The organism is Staphylococcus sp. mip270_02 (assembly GCF_054031535.1).
In genome coordinates this window covers 2,333,243-2,351,131 of record NZ_CM132934.1, presented here as the reverse complement: position 1 = coordinate 2,351,131, position 17,889 = coordinate 2,333,243, and the positions used below count along the sequence as shown (strand labels likewise).

Here is a 17,889-nt window from a genome sequence, read left to right as displayed (position 1 = left end):
TATTGTGTGTCTTATTTTGTAAATTTTTGAGTTATTATAAGTTATGTCTACATGCATATTTGAGGTTTACTAATGTTATTTTTAAATAATAACTTAAGTATGGCTGATATAACTTTTCTATAAATATTAAAGTTTATAAACGCTTTAAACGTGCTTTTTACGTTTGATAAAATAGATGCCGTAAAAGACAGCAAGGAATAAGAACACAAACGCTGAAAAGTAAAATGTGTTATTTACTGAATTTGAAAACTCAGTGATTAAACCACCAACAAGGGGGCCGACCATAGATCCAAAGCCTTGCACACTATTGAATACGCCCCAAGTTTCTTCTTGTTCATCCGAATGTATATGACTCGCCATAAATGTGTTCCAAGCCGGTAGTAAGATACCATACATGAGACCTATAAATACTGCTAGTATCCAAACCAATGTGATTTCTGTAATTAGCGATAAAGCAAATATCATGAGTGTATATAGTACAAAACCACTAAATATTACACTGTACATAAATAATGTGCCATGATTATCAATTACCTTAGATAAGAACAACATTGAAAACGCACAGCCAATACCGCCAAATACGATTGCCATTGTATATTCAACTGTTGAAACACCAACAACTTTTGTCGCATATGTAGGTAGTATTGGAACAAGAGCAGTAATTGAAGCACCTTGTAGTAAAATGCCTGGAAAAAGAATTAAATGTCGCTTTGTGACATTTACTATTTGACCTAATTGCTGTTTAACAGGTCGAGTATTATAATTTGTGAGTCTAATTTTTACGAAATAATATAATATCCAAGCAATTAATACAACTAGTGACATTAAAAACGCAAATTGTGTCGGATGAAATTTAAATATAATATTCATGCCTACCATACCTACTAGCAATCCTAGTAACCATGAGAAGTACACGTAACCCATTTGTTTACCACGATTTTTTTCATCAACACTTGCTAACATGATGACCCATATAGGGCTTACAGCAATACCTAGCAAGACCGCACTGATGATTAATACTATTGGTGCAGTAGGGAACCAAATAACCAAAAATAAACTAACAAAAGCAAGTAAAAACCCTAACGTTAGTACTAATTTTGCACCTAAGCGTTTAAGTAAGAAACCAATAACAAAGTTTGTTGCTGCATCTGAAATAAAATGTATAGAAATAGCGATAGATGTTATACCTACCGCGATTGAGGTTGCTGTTGGAAGTAATGATAAATAACTTAAAATATACATTCCTCGAGCGAATTCCATTAAGAATAAGATGATTAGCATGATTATAAAATTTTTATTTGTACCATAATTATTTAACGAAGAGCTTTGCATATAAAGGAACCTTTCCGTAAACTTCCTCATATCGAGATGAATGATTAAGTAAGTCTAATAAGTCTTTGCATAATTTGTATGTTGAATATGGGATTCTGGAAGAATCCATTGCTTGTGACATTGCAGCTAATTTAGCTGGCTCATTTGTTAATGAAGCAACTTGCTCTATTGCTGCCTCAGGTGTAAGTGCTATGCTACCAAATCCTTTTTCTTCAAAATAAACTGCATTCTCAAGTTCTTGGCCAGGTGCGGGATCTAAGAAAATCATTGGTATTTGACGTGTTAATGCTTCTGATATCGTGATACCACCTGGTTTTGTAATCATCAAGTGACTTGAAGCCATCCATTCGTTCATGTGTGTAGTGTAACCTAAAATTATTACGTTATTGTTAGCTTTGAATTGACTAGATAATGAACGTTTTAAGTCTTTATTTTTACCACATATCATAACTACTTGTGCATGTGGGCTTCTGTTTAAAATTTCTTGAATCATTTGGCCGAACCCTTTTGAAACCCCAAATGCACCTGCAGACATTAATATAGTAGGTTTGTTAGGATCTAAATTATTTTGACGTAACCAATCTTCTTGATTGATATCCGCTTCGAATTTATCTGAAATAGGGATTCCTGTTACTTTCAACTTATTTCGAGGAATGCCAATACTTGCAAATTCATCTTTTAATTCCTCTGTAGCAAGATAATATTTATGTGAATGTGGCGTAATCCAGTTTTTTTGCATGCGATAGTCTGTCATTACTGTTGCAATAGGTATGTTCATATCAAATTGTTCAGTTAATACAGACATAACCGGTGTTGGAAAAGTTAGTAAAATAAGATCTGGCTTTTCTTTTAAAAGTAAATTCATTAATTTATTAAGTCCATAGTATTTATAGAAACATTTATCTAATTGGTCTGGTTGACTATAGTAAAAAGCTTTATACATATTTCTAAAATATTTAAAACTATTAATGTACCATTTTTTACAAATAGAAGTCAGAATTGGGTGAGCTTCTAAAAATAAATCATGTTCAATAACTGTTAAATTGTCTAGATTCATTTCGTTAAATTGGTTTACTACGCTTTGCGTAACTTGTAAATGACCGTTACCAAAAGATCCAGTAATTATCAGTATTTTTTTATTTTGAGTAACCATTAAAAGCCACCCTCCAATAGTTTATATTTAGCTCAAGATAATTTTAACGTATTTACTTGAGGTTGTGAAAGAAAAATACACAATTAATTTTAATTATATCATTTTACAAACGCTTGTGAAATGATTCATACTAAATTAGGAAATTAAAATTTATTAAAATAAAGTTGTTATATATCTATATAATACCACTTTTGACAAGACAATAAGCTTATATTCTACAAATAACAAAATATATAGAAAGAATTAATATTTTCGCAACGTATTGTTAATATTCTTAACCATAAAGATTATAATATGTAGGTAAAATAGTACTTGAACGTAATTAAATGATTAATCAACTTAATACAATAGGAAGAAATTATAAATATCAAATCATTAGATTCTATAAAAACAGTGGGAAATGTGTATAATAGAAGTATTGGAAATAAAGGAGCGATATAAGTTGGAAGCAAATGTGTTGTTTGAAAAAATTAGAGTGAAACAAGTTTTCGGCACGTTAGATAGAAATATAACAGATATAACAACAGACTCTCGTACTGCACAGCGAGGTAGTATATTTGTAGCATCGAAAGGTTATACAGTAGACAGTCATAGATTTTGCCAAGATGTGGTGAATCAGGGGTGTGAGGTTATCATCGTTAATCACAAACAACAAGTTGTAGGAGATGTAACGCAAGTCGTTGTCCCAGATACTTTACGTGTAGCAAGTTTGTTAGTTAATATGTTATTCGATTATCCTAGTAAGCAACTCATAACATATGGTGTAACAGGAACAAATGGTAAAACTTCAATCGCTACGATGATACATCATATTTATAGAAAATTAAATAAAGGTAGTGCTTACTTAGGAACAAATGGCTTTCAAATAAATGAAGTTAAATCAAAAGGGGCAAATACAACCCCTGAAACGGTATTATTAACAAAGAAAATAAATGAAGCAGTTGAAGCAGGTGCTGAATCTATGACTTTAGAAGTATCTAGTCATGGTCTATCTTTAGGCCGCCTTCGTGGTGTGGATTTTGATGTAGCTATTTTTTCAAATTTAACACAAGATCATTTAGATTTTCACGGAACAATGGAATCCTATGGACATGCTAAATCATTATTATTTAGCCAATTAGGTGAAGATTTATCACAAGATAAATACGTTGTGTTGAATAATGATGATGCTTTTTCAGAATACCTTAGCTCAGTAACACCATATGAGGTATTCACTTATGGTGTTAAAAATGACGCCCAGTTTACAGCCGAACAAATTGAAGAATCATTACAAGGTGTTAAATTTATTTTTAATACGCCTCAAGGAAAATTTCAGGTCCAATCACCTTATGTTGGTCTGTTTAATGTTTCTAACATTATGGCTGCTATGATTGCTGTGTGGAGTAAAGGCATTGAGTTAGGTGAAATTATAAAAGCTGTTGAAAATTTAGAACCTGTAGAAGGCAGGTTAGAAGTATTAGATCCTTCATTACCAATTGATCTAATTATAGACTATGCACATACAGCAGATGGAATGGATAAATTAATTGATGCGGTTAAGCCATTCGCCAAACAAAAATTAATTTTCTTATGTGGTATGGCAGGTGAACGTGATTTAACTAAAACACCTGAAATGGGACGTGTAGCATGCCGAGCAGATTACGTTATCTTTACACCTGATAATCCTGCAGATGATGATCCTAAGAAATTAACACAAGAATTAGCTAAAGGTGCAACGCATGATAACTATATTGAATTTTACGATCGTGCTGATGGCATAAGACATGCTATAGATATTGCTGAGCCAGGGGATACTGTGGTATTAGCTTCAAAAGGTCGAGAACCATATCAAATTATGCCTGGCCACATCAAAGTGCCACATCGTGATGACCTTATCGGATTAGAAGCGGCTTATAAAAAATTTGGTGGAGGTCCTCATGAAGGTTAAAAAAATCAACTTCAATGACATTCAGGCTAATGTGTATATATATGAAAATGTAATAAAGCAATTATTTCTTATAGCAATTCCTGAAATAAATTGGTCATTAGAAGTGGAATCAACTTTAAATGAAGATGATATGAAAGAGGAACTTGTGATACACTTATTTACATTACTTGATGAGTCAACAGCATCACATTTTGCTGATGACATCGTTAAATGGATATTTGAGAATTAAAGGAGATTATAAATGAATATAAAGGAAGAAGTAGAATCAAGAAAAACCTTTGCGATTATTTCTCACCCAGATGCTGGTAAAACAACACTAACAGAAAAATTATTATTATTTGGTGGTGCAATTAGAGAAGCAGGTACAGTTAAAGGTAAAAAAAGCGGGAAGTTTGCTACAAGTGACTGGATGAAAGTTGAACAGGAACGTGGTATTTCTGTGACTAGTTCAGTAATGCAATTTGATTATGATCATTACAAAATAAATATTTTAGATACGCCGGGTCACGAAGATTTTTCTGAAGACACATACAGAACTTTAATGGCAGTAGATAGCGCAGTTATGGTTATAGACTGTGCAAAAGGAATTGAACCACAAACATTAAAACTGTTTAAGGTTTGTAAAATGAGAGGTATTCCTATTTTTACGTTTATCAATAAATTGGATAGAGTAGGGAAAGAACCATTTGAATTATTAGATGAAATTGAATCTACATTAGATATAGAAACATATCCAATGAATTGGCCAATTGGAATGGGGCAAAACTTTTTCGGAATTATTGATAGAGAATCGCATACAATTGAACCATTTAGAGATGAAGAAAATATCTTACATTTGGATGATGACTATGAACTTAAAGAAGATCACGAAATGAAAAATGATAGCGCGTTTGCACAAGCAATTGATGAGCTTATGTTAGTTGAAGAAGCGGGTGAAAACTTTGATAATGAAGCATTATTAAATGGTGAGTTAACGCCTGTATTCTTTGGATCGGCGTTAGCAAACTTCGGTGTACAAAATTTCTTGAATGCATATGTAGACCACGCACCTATGCCAAATGCACGTCAGACAAAAGAAGACATAGAAGTAAGCCCGTTTGATTTAGATTTTTCAGGTTTTATATTTAAAATCCAAGCTAATATGGATCCGAAACATAGAGATAGGATAGCTTTTATGCGTGTTGTTAGTGGCGCATTTGAACGTGGCATGGATGTTAACTTGCAACGAACAAACAAAAAACAAAAAATCACTCGTTCAACGTCATTTATGGCAGACGATAAGGAAACTGTAAATCACGCGGTGGCTGGTGATATTATCGGGCTATATGATACAGGGAATTATCAAATTGGTGATACGCTAGTTGGTGGTAATCAAAAATTTAGTTTCCAAGATTTACCGCAATTTACACCTGAATTATTTATGAAAGTATCAGCCAAAAATGTGATGAAGCAAAAACATTTCCATAAAGGTATTGAACAATTAGTTCAAGAAGGCGCAATCCAATATTACAAAGCATTACACACGAATCAAATTATCATCGGTGCTGTAGGACAGTTACAGTTTGAAGTATTCGAACATCGTTTAAAAAATGAATATAATGTAGATGTTGTTATGGAGCCAGTTGGTCAAAAAATTGCGCGCTGGATAGAAAACGAAGAAGACATCAAAGATAAGATGAGTTCTACACGTTCTATTCTAGTAAAAGATGTATATGATAATTATGTATTTTTATTTGAAAATGAGTTTGCTACAAGATGGTTTGAAGAGAAATTTCCAGAAATTAAATTATATGGATTGTTATAAATTTTGTTTTTGTGTATAATAACCATATTAATAGAATACCTATGACTATGTAGTCAGAGGGGAGTAACTTAACTAAAGTTAAATTGATATATGAAGTGTGCAAGTATCGCTTAGATATAGTTGAATGTATATTGATATATTCTTTTTAACTTAGTCATTTTTATCGTCATTACGAAGTATGATACTTCCGGTAAGATGGGCAGAATAAAACTGTCGAGTGAGACCTTTGCTAACAGTGTATATTATCTGTGAATTGTAATTAATTTACTTTATGTTTATTAAAATACGATGAATGGATTTCGTATGCATTGACTTAGCTTAGGTCTCTATTTTTATGTAAAAAACTAAAGGAGATGTCCTATATGGATCCGAGTTTGATTTTACCTTACCTATGGGTGTTAGTAGTACTCGTATTTTTAGAAGGTTTATTAGCTGCAGATAATGCAGTTGTAATGGCAGTAATGGTTAAACATTTACCACCCGAACAACGTAAGAAAGCGCTGTTTTATGGTTTGCTTGGTGCTTTTGTATTCCGTTTCTTATCTTTATTCTTAATTAGTGTTATTGCACATTTCTGGTGGATACAAGCACTAGGCGCTTTATACTTGCTATATATGTCTATACGAAATTTAATATCCTTCTTTAAGGAAAAAGACCATGATAAGAACGATGGCAGTGATGATCATCATTTTGATGATTCTGGAGAAGAAATACATGCAAGTGCTAAATCATTTTGGGGTACAGTATTAAAAGTAGAATTTGCGGATATCGCTTTTGCAATTGACTCAATGCTTGCGGCCCTTGCTATAGCGGTAACCTTACCAACAGTAGGTATCCATTTTGGTGGCATGGATTTAGGTCAATTTATTGTTATGTTCCTTGGTGGTATGCTTGGTGTTATTATTATGCGTTTTGCTGCAACTTGGTTTGTAAACCTATTAAATAAATATCCAGGTTTAGAAGGCGCAGCTTTTGCGATTGTTGGTTGGGTTGGTATCAAATTAGTTGTTATGGTACTTGCTCATCCAGATATTGGAGTTTTAGACGAACATTTCCCACACAGCGTTGTTTGGCAGTCAATCTTCTGGTCTGTTATGATTTTGTTAGTCGTCATTGGTTGGTTAGGTTCTGTTCGTAAAAATAAAAAACAAGAAAAATAAAATATATAAATTTTTAATTTTCGAATTTAGTTCATAAATATTGAGGCTTGTTCCTATACTTTTAAGGGAATAAGCCTTTTAATTTTGCTCTTATCTATTCCGTTTTAAATTTTCTAACGAGTTGTAGGAGTAGAAAGTTACCAGAAATCCTTATAAATTCCATAATGTCATTACGTTATTATTATTTATATTAAAGACACTTCTAAAAAAGTTTATTAAACTTTTAAATTGATGTTGATATGCAAAATAGAAATATAACGTGTAAATTAGATCCTACAAATAGCCTTTAAAATCACAATTTTATGTTTAACTTATTAACAAAAAGGAATGCTCAGTAATAAGGCATGCGAGAATGTAAACATTAGAAAAAATACTGAGCATTTAAGGTCAACATCCAAGAAATTGCGTATTAAATTTTAAAAAGGATGTGTTGAAAGATGAGAATGCAAGTTAAACAGTATATAGATGGCGAATGGATTGAAAGTACAAGTGGAGAAACTATCAATGTCATTAACCCAGCAACTGAAGAAAAAATCGGTGAAATAGCTAAAGGTAACAAACAAGATGTAGATAAAGCAGTAGAATCTGCACATAATGTTTATCTTAGTTTTCGCCATACATCAGTCCAAGAACGCCAAGATTTGTTAACGAAAATCGTCAAAGAGTATGAAAATCGTAAAGAAGACTTGATTCAAGCAATGACAGAAGAATTAGGAGCTCCATTAAAAGTGTCGGAAAAAGTACATTATCAGATGGGACTCAATCATTTTGCGGCAGCGAGAGATGCGCTAGATGATTTTGAATTCGAAGAACGCCGTGATAATAACTTAGTTATAAAAGAAGGTATTGGGGTTGCAGGATTAATTACACCTTGGAATTTCCCTACTAATCAAACGTCACTTAAACTCGCTGCTGCATTTGCAGCTGGTTGTCCAGTTGTGTTAAAACCTTCTGAAGAAACTCCATACGCCGCGATAATTTTAGCAGAGATATTTGAAAAAGTTGGCGTCCCTAAAGGTGTTTTTAATTTAGTAAATGGAGATGGAGAAAACGTTGGTAATCCTTTAACTGAGCATCCTAAAGTGCGTATGATGTCATTTACTGGTTCTGGAGGCGTTGGTACTAAAATTATGGAAAAAGCCAGTGAAGATTTCAAAAAAGTATCTCTTGAACTTGGTGGAAAATCACCATACATTATTTTAGAAGATGCTGATATAGAAAGAGCAGCAGAAGGAGCTGTAAGAAAAATTATAAATAATACAGGACAAGAATGCACAGCTGGAAGTCGTACAATTATTCCAGAGTTTATGAAAGAACAATTCTTAGCAGCGGCAAAAGAGAAAATGTCAAACTTGAAGGTTGGCGATCCACAATCTGAAGAAACAGATTTAGGCCCACTCATTAATAAAAAGCAATATGAAGGTGTACAAAATTATATAGAAAAAGGCATAGAAGAAGGCGCTACTCTGATATATGGAGGTACAGGAAAGCCAGAACAACTTGAAAATGGCTACTTTGTTAAACCTACGATTTTTAGTGATGTTAATAATAAAATGACTATCGCTCAAGAAGAAATATTTGGTCCTGTGATGTGTATTATAACTTATCAAGATATAGAAAAAGCTATTGAAATTGGAAATGATACAAAATACGGATTAGCAGGATATATATATGGAAAAGACAAAGAGACACTCCGTAAAGTTGCCCATTCTATTGAAGCTGGTATTATAGAGATTAACGAAGTTAGACAGGCATATAATTTACCATTTGGCGGCTATAAACATTCAGGTATAGGAAGAGAATGGGGCGATTATGGTATTGAAGAATTTTTAGAAGTTAAATCAATTGCAGGTTATTATGAATAAAAATTAATACCATAAGCAAAAAGCACGGAATCCTCAATTGGCGGATTCCGTGCTTTTTACTTTTTGGATAAAAAAACATATGTTATGCGTATGGTGCAGTATGGTTATACCGTTGTATTAAAAATTGCATCTCTCCGTGCTAAAATAATATTTGGTCAGCCAACCAACATAAATAACGCGAGAAGATGCAACTTATGTCATCAGTCACAAATAGTTTAGCACATACAAAATGGAATTGTAAGTATCACATTGTCTTCGCTCCTAAATATAGAAGACAAATTATATAGGGGAAAATAAAGAAATATATTGGAATAATATTGTGACAGCTATGTGTAAGAAAAGGTGTAGAAATTATTGAAGCTGAAGCATGTAAAGGTCACATTCGTTGTTAGTTAGTATCCCCCAAAAAATTAAGCGTTTCTTAATTTGTAGGGTATTTAAAAGGAAAGAGTAGTTTGTTGATTTTTGATAGACCTGCACATTTAAAATATAGATATGGTAATAGAAAATTTTGGTGTAAAGGGTTTTACATTGATACAGTTGAAAGGAATAAAAAAGTCATAGAAAATTATATTCGTAATCAATTACAAGCGGATATCGTTGCGGAACAATTAACGCTTGTTGAATATATAGACCCTTTTACTGGAGAAGAAAATAGTAAGAAAAAATAAAACGACCCTTTTAATGATTGCTGGGAAAGTAGTACATATGACTGATCTTCTCAAAGCATTTATCAAGGCTGGTCAGTAACAAAGGCTTATAGATAGCCACAGAGAAAACCACCCGTTTTACGGGTGGTTTTGCTTCAGTCATTTATAACTAATTTTCACTTATATTGGATATAATAATTTTTGTTCTTCGAATAATTGTAAAGTTACAACTAGTGGCGCAAGCTGTCTTTATTTTGTTACACTAATAAATTATAACAATTTAAAAGGCTATAAAATAAAATTAATGCACTGCCTAAGTGATATACTAATTAGTATATTCTTTTGACTCACAATATACTATATTATTTAAATTGGTTTAATTTTTCACAATATCTTTACTTGTTTTAATAATAAATAAAATTAATAAAGTGAGGCACACAGAACCGACAAACGTTGGAATTATAAAGAATAATCCTGCTGAATTTGACAATGTCTTACCTGAAGAATTTAACATTGTTACACCAATAAATGCGCCAATTAATGCTGAAAGCGTGCTAATAATAAGGCTAGTAATTTTATTGTTAGTTAACCAAAATGAAAATGTCACTCCAATGATTAAACCTATTAATATTACGATAATAAAATCCATTTAATCCCTCCAGTAATAAAGCGTTTCTAAATTTTGATGATATTTATTTAAAAATAGGTTAATAGGAAAATAGAATAATCAGAAATATATTATACTTAGATAGTCTACTTTGGCAAAATATTATTCTTCTAATAGTTATGTGTTAAGCGATATCTTTACAAGCTTTTGCGCACTTGAAACAAGATTTTGCACATTCTTGGCAATGATCGTGCTCATGCTTTTGGCACTCATTTCCACATGCCTCACAAATTTTGGAACATATTTCTGCCAAATCGTATGCAAATGGGGAATCTATTGTTAATTCACGTTCTAGAAAAGTACACATATCGGCACATTCACGGTCTAATCGGATACATTCAGCCATCATTTTTACATTTTCTTCTTTCAAACAGGCTTGGAAACAGTAGTTACATGCTTCAACACATTCATGTAGTGTTTGGATTAACAATCTATTTTTTCCATAAGACATAACAAAACCTCCAATCAATTAAATTATTCTATATAATAATTTCCCTATAATTTTCATGATCAAACTGTTTTTAATAAATACTATAAGAACTGTTCGAAATTAAATCAAATTTGAGTTAATAAAATATAGATATTAATATTTTAGGAAGTTAAATATTAGAGGCTAAAATTCTTAGATTGAGAGATTGTAATAATTCATACGGAATTGCTGATGATATGGGCAAAGGTGATGAATGGCCACAAATATTAGATTAAATTATCAATGTTGATATTTTAATTATAGGCACGTCTCTATGGTTAGGAGAAAAAAGTAGCATTGTTATGCTTGCTATAGAAAGATTGTATGGTAGCAGTATAACGTATGACCAGGACAATCAATTTAGTTGGGGGGAGTGACAGGTAATGAGGATGGCGTAAAACATACTGCAACTTCGACATTATATTCATTATCTCATATTGATTTTACTATACCTCCTAATGTCGGTGCATATTGGGTGGGCGAAGCTGATTACGAACTTTCGTATATGGATATTAATCATGAAAATGAATTTACGAAAAAACATGTAAAGTTGTTAGCGTACAATACACATTTAGCAAGAATATTTAGTAAAAACTCAATACCAAATGAAAGGGGTTAATTAAATAATTAGAAAAATGAATTTATAAAATGCTTTATAATGCAATATGTTCATGATGCAATAATAATGAGGTATTAAATAAACAAATGAAGATGAAAAGCTAAAATAATGTTAATGATAGAAATATATACTTAAAGTGCTTATAATCACTTATATATAGTAATAAAATAAAAATAAAGCAGAAATATTTTATGTGATATGTCATAATGGAAATTAAAGAAACATGCAGTTTTAGGGGGACTTATGGTGAAAGATAATAAAAAACATGTAATCCCAAAAGAAAAATACGGTCGTAAAAGACGCGAGTATTTTCATAATGAAGAGCGGGAACAACGTGTACAATTTGAGCGTAAAGCAAGAAAACAACGTGCTGAAAAAGCAGAAGAACTGGCCAAAAATAATGAAGAACGTGTAAAAGAGAATTTGAGGAAAGCACGAATTGAGAAATTGACTCAGGAAGAGATTCAACAGCAACAACAAGTTATGAAGGAACGTAACAATGGTAAGGCGAGTGACCAAAATCACATTAATGAAACGCCTAAAGATAGCCAGCAGAAAGAAACAAAAACTGAAGTTGAATCAGAAAAAACGCCTGCAGCAAATTTAAATGAACCACATGCATCAACTAAAGATTATCAGAACGATAAAGGACAACATAATAAAGAAGCAAAGCATAGTCATTCAGAAAGAAAAGATAAACCAAAAGATACCCATGACGACCATTTTTATTCTGAAGAAGCGCAACAATCTCGTGTAAATAACTATATAGAAGACGAAAATGAAAGTAAACCACAACATAATATTGGTGTAAGTAATGAATCACAACATCACAGAAAAATGGCTTCCCAACAAAAAGATGATCAATCACAGTCATTTACAGATAGAGTTAAGTACTTTTTCATGGAACAATGGGCGCAAATATTAATCGTCATTGCAGTTGTATTATTGTTGATATTGATTCAAGCAATCTTTAGTAATGTGGATAATAATGGAAATACAAAAGATCATGTATTTTTAAACAATAGTGATAAAGATAAAACTTATACTGCTACAATGAAAAGTGCAAATAGTGCAATTCATTCAGTTGTAACAGTAGAAAATGATACAAGTGATGATTCATCGTCTGCAGAGAAAGAGACACAGGAAGCAGGTAAAGAAAACGAATTAGGTTCAGGTGTCGTCTACAAAAAAGTAGGCGACTCTATTTTTATTATGACAAACGCACACGTTGTTGGTGATAAAAAAGAACAAAAGATTACATATGGTAATAATGACTATTCAATAGGTAAAGTAATTGGTACAGATAAATTTTCTGATATTGCAGTCATTAAAGCAAAAGTGAAATCAGGTAGCGATGTGAAAGCAATTAAAATGGGAGATTCAAGTACTTTAGTATTAGGCGAACCTATAATTGTGGTAGGTAACCCTTTAGGCGTTGATTTTAAAGGCAGTGTTTCAGAAGGTATTGTTTCAGGGTTAAATCGACACGTGCCAGTAGATATTGATAAAGATGATAAGTTCGATGTATTAATGAGTGCGTTCCAGATGGATGCACCTGTAAATCCAGGTAATTCTGGTGGCGGTGTAATTGATAAAAACGGTAAATTAATTGGTATAGCATCACTGAAAATTGACATGGATAATGTTGAAGGTATTGCCTTTGCTATTCCAGTCAATGATGCAGAATCAATTGCAAAACAACTTGAAGCTAAAGGTGAAGTAATATATCCTAATACTGGTGTAGAGTTGGCTAATATTGCAGATGTTGATGATGCGACAAGACAATCTATCAACTTACCTGATGATGTGAATAATGGTGTATTGATAGGGAACATCAAAGCTGATTCTATTGGAGAAAAATCTGGGTTGCAAAAAAATGATGTAATAGTAGAATTAGATGGTAAAGAAGTAGAAGATAATCTTAGATATAGACAAATCATTTTTAGTCATAAAGATGATTTAAAAACACTAACTGCAAAAGTATATAGAGATGGAAAAGTACAAGATATTAACATTAAATTGAAGTAGCGTTGGGGTGAATAAACGTTGTCCATTTTCAATCAATTATTTAAAAAATCAAGCCCTCAACAAGGTATTGTGATGTATTATATTATAGCAATTATTGTAGCGTTTTTATTGCTGAATCTGCCTTTTGTTCATAAACCAGGTATAAAGGTAGATCCAATAGATTCACTATTTGTTGCTGTTTCTGGCGTAAGTGTTACAGGTCTTTCTCCAGTTAATATAGTTGAAACTTATACAACATTTGGTCAAATCATTATTATGATTATACTTAATATTGGTGGCATTGGCGTAATGGCAATAGGAACCATGTTATGGGTAGTATTAGGGAAACATATAGGTATGCGCGAACGCCAGTTAATTATGTTAGATAATAACAAAGACACTATGAGTGGTACAGTTAAACTTATTTTAGATATTGTACGTACAATTTTAATTATAGAAGTAGTTGGTGCAGCACTTTTGGCTTTTTATTTCTATAGAGATACACCAGATTTACAATATGCCATTATGCAAGGATTCTTCGTTGCGGTATCTGCTACGACAAATGGTGGTTTAGACATAACTGGTCAATCATTAATACCATATGCAAATGATTATTTTGTACAAACGATTGTAATGTTTTTGATTATTTTAGGTTCAATTGGTTTCCCAGTTCTGATTGAAGTGAAGGCTTATATTAAAAATAGGATTCCTAATTTTAGATTTTCATTATTTGCTAAAATTACAACCGTTACATATTTAGTTTTATTTGTGTTCGGTGTGATTATGATTTTATTATTGGAATATAATCATGCATTTCAAAATATGAGTTGGCATAAGTCATTGTTTTATGCTTTATTCCAATCTGCAACTACTAGAAGTGCTGGATTGCAGACCATTGATGTAAGCAATTTTGGTGAAGGTACAAATGTTATTATGAGTATTTTAATGTTTATTGGTTCATCTCCAAGTTCGGTAGGTGGAGGAATCAGAACAACAACATTTGCTATTTTAATACTATTCCTATTTAACTTTAGTAATAATACAGAAAAATTATCAATTAAAGCATTTAATCGTGAAATTCATACTACAGATGTTCAACGTTCATTTGCAGTATTTACGATGGCAGGAATATTAACCTTTGCAAGTATGATTTTTATACTTGTTGTGGAGAATGGAAAAATAACATTTTTACAAGCATTTTTTGAAGTAATGTCAGCATTCGGTACGTGTGGTTTATCTTTAGGTGTAACAGGCGATGTTAATGATATGTCGAAAACAGCACTTATGGTATTGATGTTTATTGGTCGTGTTGGATTAATCAGTTTCATTATTATGATTGGTGGGCGTCGTGAACCAGATAAATACCATTATCCAAAAGAGCGTGTACAGATAGGTTAATGATAATAATATAAGTAGCGTTACAAAGTAACCATTAGTATGAGAGTCCGGGGCGTAGATATATGCTTCGGGCTTTTTTAGGGAGTGGGACAGAAATCAAATTTTCTAACATAGATTTCGTAGTCCCACCCCGGCAATAGTGACTAGCATTGAAAAAAGCTTGATATAAGCGTATTTTCAATTCAGTCACCTACTGCCAAATTGAAAATGAGCCTGAGACATCTATTTATGTCCCAGGCTCTTACACATGGGCGAAAGCACAGGTGAACAAAATCATCACTCTCAATTAATTGAGATAGTGACTCTTACACATGGGCGAAAGCACAGGTGAAAATAAACAATATGAAGTTATAAAAATAGTATTTTAGTATCATGGTATTTTCAAAACATGTTAAACTGTGATTAATGAGGAGAGAGGCATATGAAAAAAAGTGAAAAGATTGCAATAGACGTTATCACAACTTCAGATATGCATAGTTATTTTCTTAACGGGGATTACGGCTCAAATATTTATAGAGCTGGTACTTATGTTAAAGCAGTAAGAGAAGAAAGCGACCATGTCATTCTATTAGATAGTGGTGGTAGTTTAGCAGGCTCTTTAGCAGCATTCTATTATGCTATAGTTGCACCATATAAACGTCATCCAATGATAAAATTGATGAATGCAATGCAATATGATGCAAGTGGTATTAGTCCCAATGAGTTTAAATTTGGTTTGTCATTCTTTTCAAGAGCAGTGTCACTATCTAGATTTCCATGGTTATCAGCCAATATTGAATATAAGCGAACACGTGAGCCTTATTTTTCTACACCATATACCATTAAAGAAATTGAAGGTGTCAAGATTGCAATAGTAGGTTTAACTTCCGATGGATTAATGGAAAGAGAACATTTTGAGATGGAAAAAGATGTTCAAATTGAAAAAACTTTATTATCCTCTAAACGTTGGATTCGATTTATTCATGAAACAGAGAAACCAGAATTTCTTATAGTGATTTATCACGGTGGTCTAAATCAATTAAATAAGTCAGCTAATGAGCATGAACAAAATGTAAATGAAGCGGAAAAATTAATGCAGACATTAGGGGTTATAGATTTATTGATTACCGGGCATCAACATCAAACGTTTATAGGCCAAAATGATAAAACAGTTTATGTTCAAGCTGGACAAAATGCTGAACAATTAATTCATGTTAAAATTGATTTTAAAAAACGTACTACATCATATGAGTTAGAAGATATTCAATCTCAGATTATTGATTTGAATGAATATCATGAAGATAAGGATTTATTAGATTTGACTTTTTATGACAGGAAAACGGTTGAACATTGGAGCAAGGAAGTCTTAACTACCAAAGATATTGATGCTAAAGTTGAGGGGTTGGCGGATGTTATCACTAAACCTCATAAATTTACACAGCTCTTACATGATAGTATACGATTAGCATTTGATTACGATATTTCATGTATACATTTACCTATAAGTGGCGAAGAGGGCTTGTCAGGGACAATAACGAATGAGGAACTATATAATGCACATCCTCATCCTGATATACCAATTGATTTAACGATAAAAGGTCAACAAATTAAAGATATTTTAGAATATTGTTATGGTCATATTGAGTTTAGCAAAGGTGAGCTTAGTTTAACTATTGTAGATGAAACACTTTGTACGTTTTGGCAAGGCGTAGACTATATTATAGATATGAAAGCGGAGCCGTTTAACCGCGTTACACTTCAAAATATTAGACTAGATCATATGTATCGTGTAAGTATGACGGATTACTGTTATAGAAATTATAGACAGTATTTAGAAGATGCTGTGATTCATGAAACTGGTGAAATCACAATGGTAGAATTAATTTCGCGTAATTTAAAAACCCAAGACTATCAAATTCAGCAAAAACAAACATTTGAGGTCATAATATAAAAAAGCTGAGAGATTCATTTTATAATGAGTCTCCCAGCTTTTTTAAAACAAATAATGCTTTTTTAAGGTTTATGCGTTAAATATTAATAAGATTACAACAGCAACAATTTGTGCAATAACCGTTGTGGCAATTCGACGTGTATAAAAATAACTTACTGAAAGTACGATTTGTACAACAAATACAAAGAACACAATCCATAAATTATCTAGATAGTAAAATAAAGAAGCCGAACAAAATGCTGTAATTATAATACCTAACCAACTAGGTAAATTTAATTTAAGTAATTCTTTTTGTAATACAGTACGCATATATAATTCGTGACAAGGTATTACAAAAACTAATGTAACTAACATTTGCCATTTATAATACACGCCAGTACGTGTTAGCTCTTTGATTAATTCAGCATATTTAATATCGGTAGCTATAGCTGCGATAATAAGCTGAATAACGATTAACACGATACCTGTAATGATACCAATACCTAAAGACGTCAGTAGTCGTTTAGACTCTATATCTCTCTGGTAAAAAACATAACTAACACCTGCGATTAGCATGATACCGGTATATAGATACCAATATTCTTGTTTTTCACCCCACATAACATATAAGATAATGTGAAATACAAGAAAACTGACGATAAACCATATTAATGCCTTAGAAAGTCTATTCATTTTAACTATCCTTCTTGTTCAACGATTGTATACCGTTTATGATTAATGACAGTCTTTTCAGGCAAGTCTAGTTCTTCGAAGTTCTCCATAATTGTTAAATCAACAATTACTGAGTTGTCATTAATTTTTTCTACTCGACCTTTTAAGCCGTCATAAAATTCTACGATATTTCCAACTTCTGCAACAGTCATTTTTAGTCCTCCCTAGAAATGCTAACTAGATAGTATTATACAAAA

At 32.1% G+C, this 17,889-nt stretch carries 15 protein-coding genes and 1 pseudogene; 10 read left to right on the top strand and 6 right to left on the bottom strand.

Annotated features, from left to right (window positions below):
* Positions 1 to 144: 144 nt before the first annotated feature.
* Together ltaA and ACW5YJ_RS11110 are read right to left on the bottom strand one after the other, a co-directional pair.
* Positions 145 to 1,332 carry a lipoteichoic acid biosynthesis MFS flippase LtaA gene (gene ltaA, locus ACW5YJ_RS11115; RefSeq protein ID WP_017722289.1) on the bottom strand — a complete coding sequence of 396 codons (1,188 nt, stop codon included), beginning with the start codon at positions 1,330 to 1,332 and terminating at the stop codon, positions 145 to 147.
* Positions 1,310 to 2,485, bottom strand: coding sequence for a diglucosyl diacylglycerol synthase (locus tag ACW5YJ_RS11110; protein ID WP_017722288.1), 1,176 nt, complete (start codon positions 2,483 to 2,485; stop codon positions 1,310 to 1,312). The genes ltaA and ACW5YJ_RS11110 overlap by 23 nt, the downstream gene beginning before the upstream one ends.
* 442 nt (positions 2,486 to 2,927) lie before the next feature.
* On the opposite strand from ACW5YJ_RS11110, the gene ACW5YJ_RS11105 reads away from it, so the two are divergent.
* From ACW5YJ_RS11105 to tnpA, 6 genes and pseudogenes are all read left to right on the top strand, one after another.
* A complete protein-coding gene (locus ACW5YJ_RS11105) occupies positions 2,928 to 4,412 on the top strand; it encodes a UDP-N-acetylmuramoyl-L-alanyl-D-glutamate--L-lysine ligase (RefSeq protein WP_017722287.1) in 1,485 nt (494 codons plus the stop codon).
* Entirely contained in the window at positions 4,402 to 4,641 is a 240-nt protein-coding gene (locus tag ACW5YJ_RS11100; protein WP_135092070.1) for a YueH family protein, read from the top strand. The genes ACW5YJ_RS11105 and ACW5YJ_RS11100 overlap by 11 nt, the downstream gene beginning before the upstream one ends.
* Positions 4,642 to 4,653: 12 nt before the next feature.
* Positions 4,654 to 6,216 (top strand): peptide chain release factor 3, encoded by a 1,563-nt coding sequence (locus ACW5YJ_RS11095; RefSeq protein WP_017722285.1) that lies wholly within the window; start codon positions 4,654 to 4,656, stop codon positions 6,214 to 6,216.
* Between the two features lie 362 nt (positions 6,217 to 6,578).
* A complete protein-coding gene (locus ACW5YJ_RS11090; protein WP_017722284.1) occupies positions 6,579 to 7,376 on the top strand; it encodes a TerC family protein in 798 nt (265 codons plus the stop codon).
* Positions 7,377 to 7,813: 437 nt separating this feature from the next.
* A complete protein-coding gene (locus tag ACW5YJ_RS11085; RefSeq protein ID WP_457338174.1) occupies positions 7,814 to 9,241 on the top strand; it encodes an aldehyde dehydrogenase family protein in 1,428 nt (475 codons plus the stop codon).
* 194 nt (positions 9,242 to 9,435) lie between these two features.
* Positions 9,436 to 9,912, top strand: a pseudogene (tnpA, locus tag ACW5YJ_RS11080) (IS200/IS605 family transposase).
* A gap of 355 nt (positions 9,913 to 10,267) precedes the next feature.
* Here the strand turns inward: tnpA and ACW5YJ_RS11075 are convergent.
* Together ACW5YJ_RS11075 and ACW5YJ_RS11070 are read right to left on the bottom strand one after the other, a co-directional pair.
* Positions 10,268 to 10,540, bottom strand: coding sequence for a hypothetical protein (locus tag ACW5YJ_RS11075; RefSeq protein ID WP_017722282.1), 273 nt, complete (start codon positions 10,538 to 10,540; stop codon positions 10,268 to 10,270).
* 142 nt (positions 10,541 to 10,682) lie between these two features.
* The gene (locus ACW5YJ_RS11070; protein WP_017722281.1) at positions 10,683 to 11,009 is read right to left on the bottom strand and encodes a four-helix bundle copper-binding protein; all 327 of its coding nucleotides are present in this window, start codon (positions 11,007 to 11,009) and stop codon (positions 10,683 to 10,685) included.
* 391 nt (positions 11,010 to 11,400) lie between these two features.
* On the opposite strand from ACW5YJ_RS11070, the gene ACW5YJ_RS11065 reads away from it, so the two are divergent.
* From ACW5YJ_RS11065 to ACW5YJ_RS11050, 4 genes are all read left to right on the top strand, one after another.
* The gene (locus tag ACW5YJ_RS11065) at positions 11,401 to 11,646 is read left to right on the top strand and encodes a hypothetical protein (RefSeq protein ID WP_457338173.1); all 246 of its coding nucleotides are present in this window, start codon (positions 11,401 to 11,403) and stop codon (positions 11,644 to 11,646) included.
* A 246-nt stretch (positions 11,647 to 11,892) separates the two neighbouring features.
* Positions 11,893 to 13,674, top strand: coding sequence for a S1C family serine protease (locus ACW5YJ_RS11060; RefSeq protein ID WP_026113479.1), 1,782 nt, complete (start codon positions 11,893 to 11,895; stop codon positions 13,672 to 13,674).
* Positions 13,675 to 13,692: 18 nt separating this feature from the next.
* Complete coding sequence (locus ACW5YJ_RS11055; RefSeq protein ID WP_017722278.1) at positions 13,693 to 15,051, top strand: TrkH family potassium uptake protein; 1,359 nt, start codon at positions 13,693 to 13,695, stop codon at positions 15,049 to 15,051.
* A gap of 421 nt (positions 15,052 to 15,472) precedes the next feature.
* Entirely contained in the window at positions 15,473 to 16,981 is a 1,509-nt protein-coding gene (locus tag ACW5YJ_RS11050; protein WP_017722277.1) for a bifunctional metallophosphatase/5'-nucleotidase, read from the top strand.
* 69 nt (positions 16,982 to 17,050) lie between these two features.
* Here the strand turns inward: ACW5YJ_RS11050 and ACW5YJ_RS11045 are convergent, their stop codons facing one another.
* Both ACW5YJ_RS11045 and ACW5YJ_RS11040 read right to left on the bottom strand, forming a co-directional pair.
* Positions 17,051 to 17,653, bottom strand: a complete 603-nt coding sequence (locus tag ACW5YJ_RS11045) for a CPBP family glutamic-type intramembrane protease (RefSeq protein ID WP_017722276.1) — start codon at positions 17,651 to 17,653, stop codon at positions 17,051 to 17,053.
* A 5-nt stretch (positions 17,654 to 17,658) separates the two neighbouring features.
* On the bottom strand, positions 17,659 to 17,844 hold the full coding sequence (locus tag ACW5YJ_RS11040; protein ID WP_002483735.1) for a YkvS family protein: 186 nt from the start codon (positions 17,842 to 17,844) through the stop codon (positions 17,659 to 17,661).
* Positions 17,845 to 17,889 lie beyond the last annotated feature (45 nt).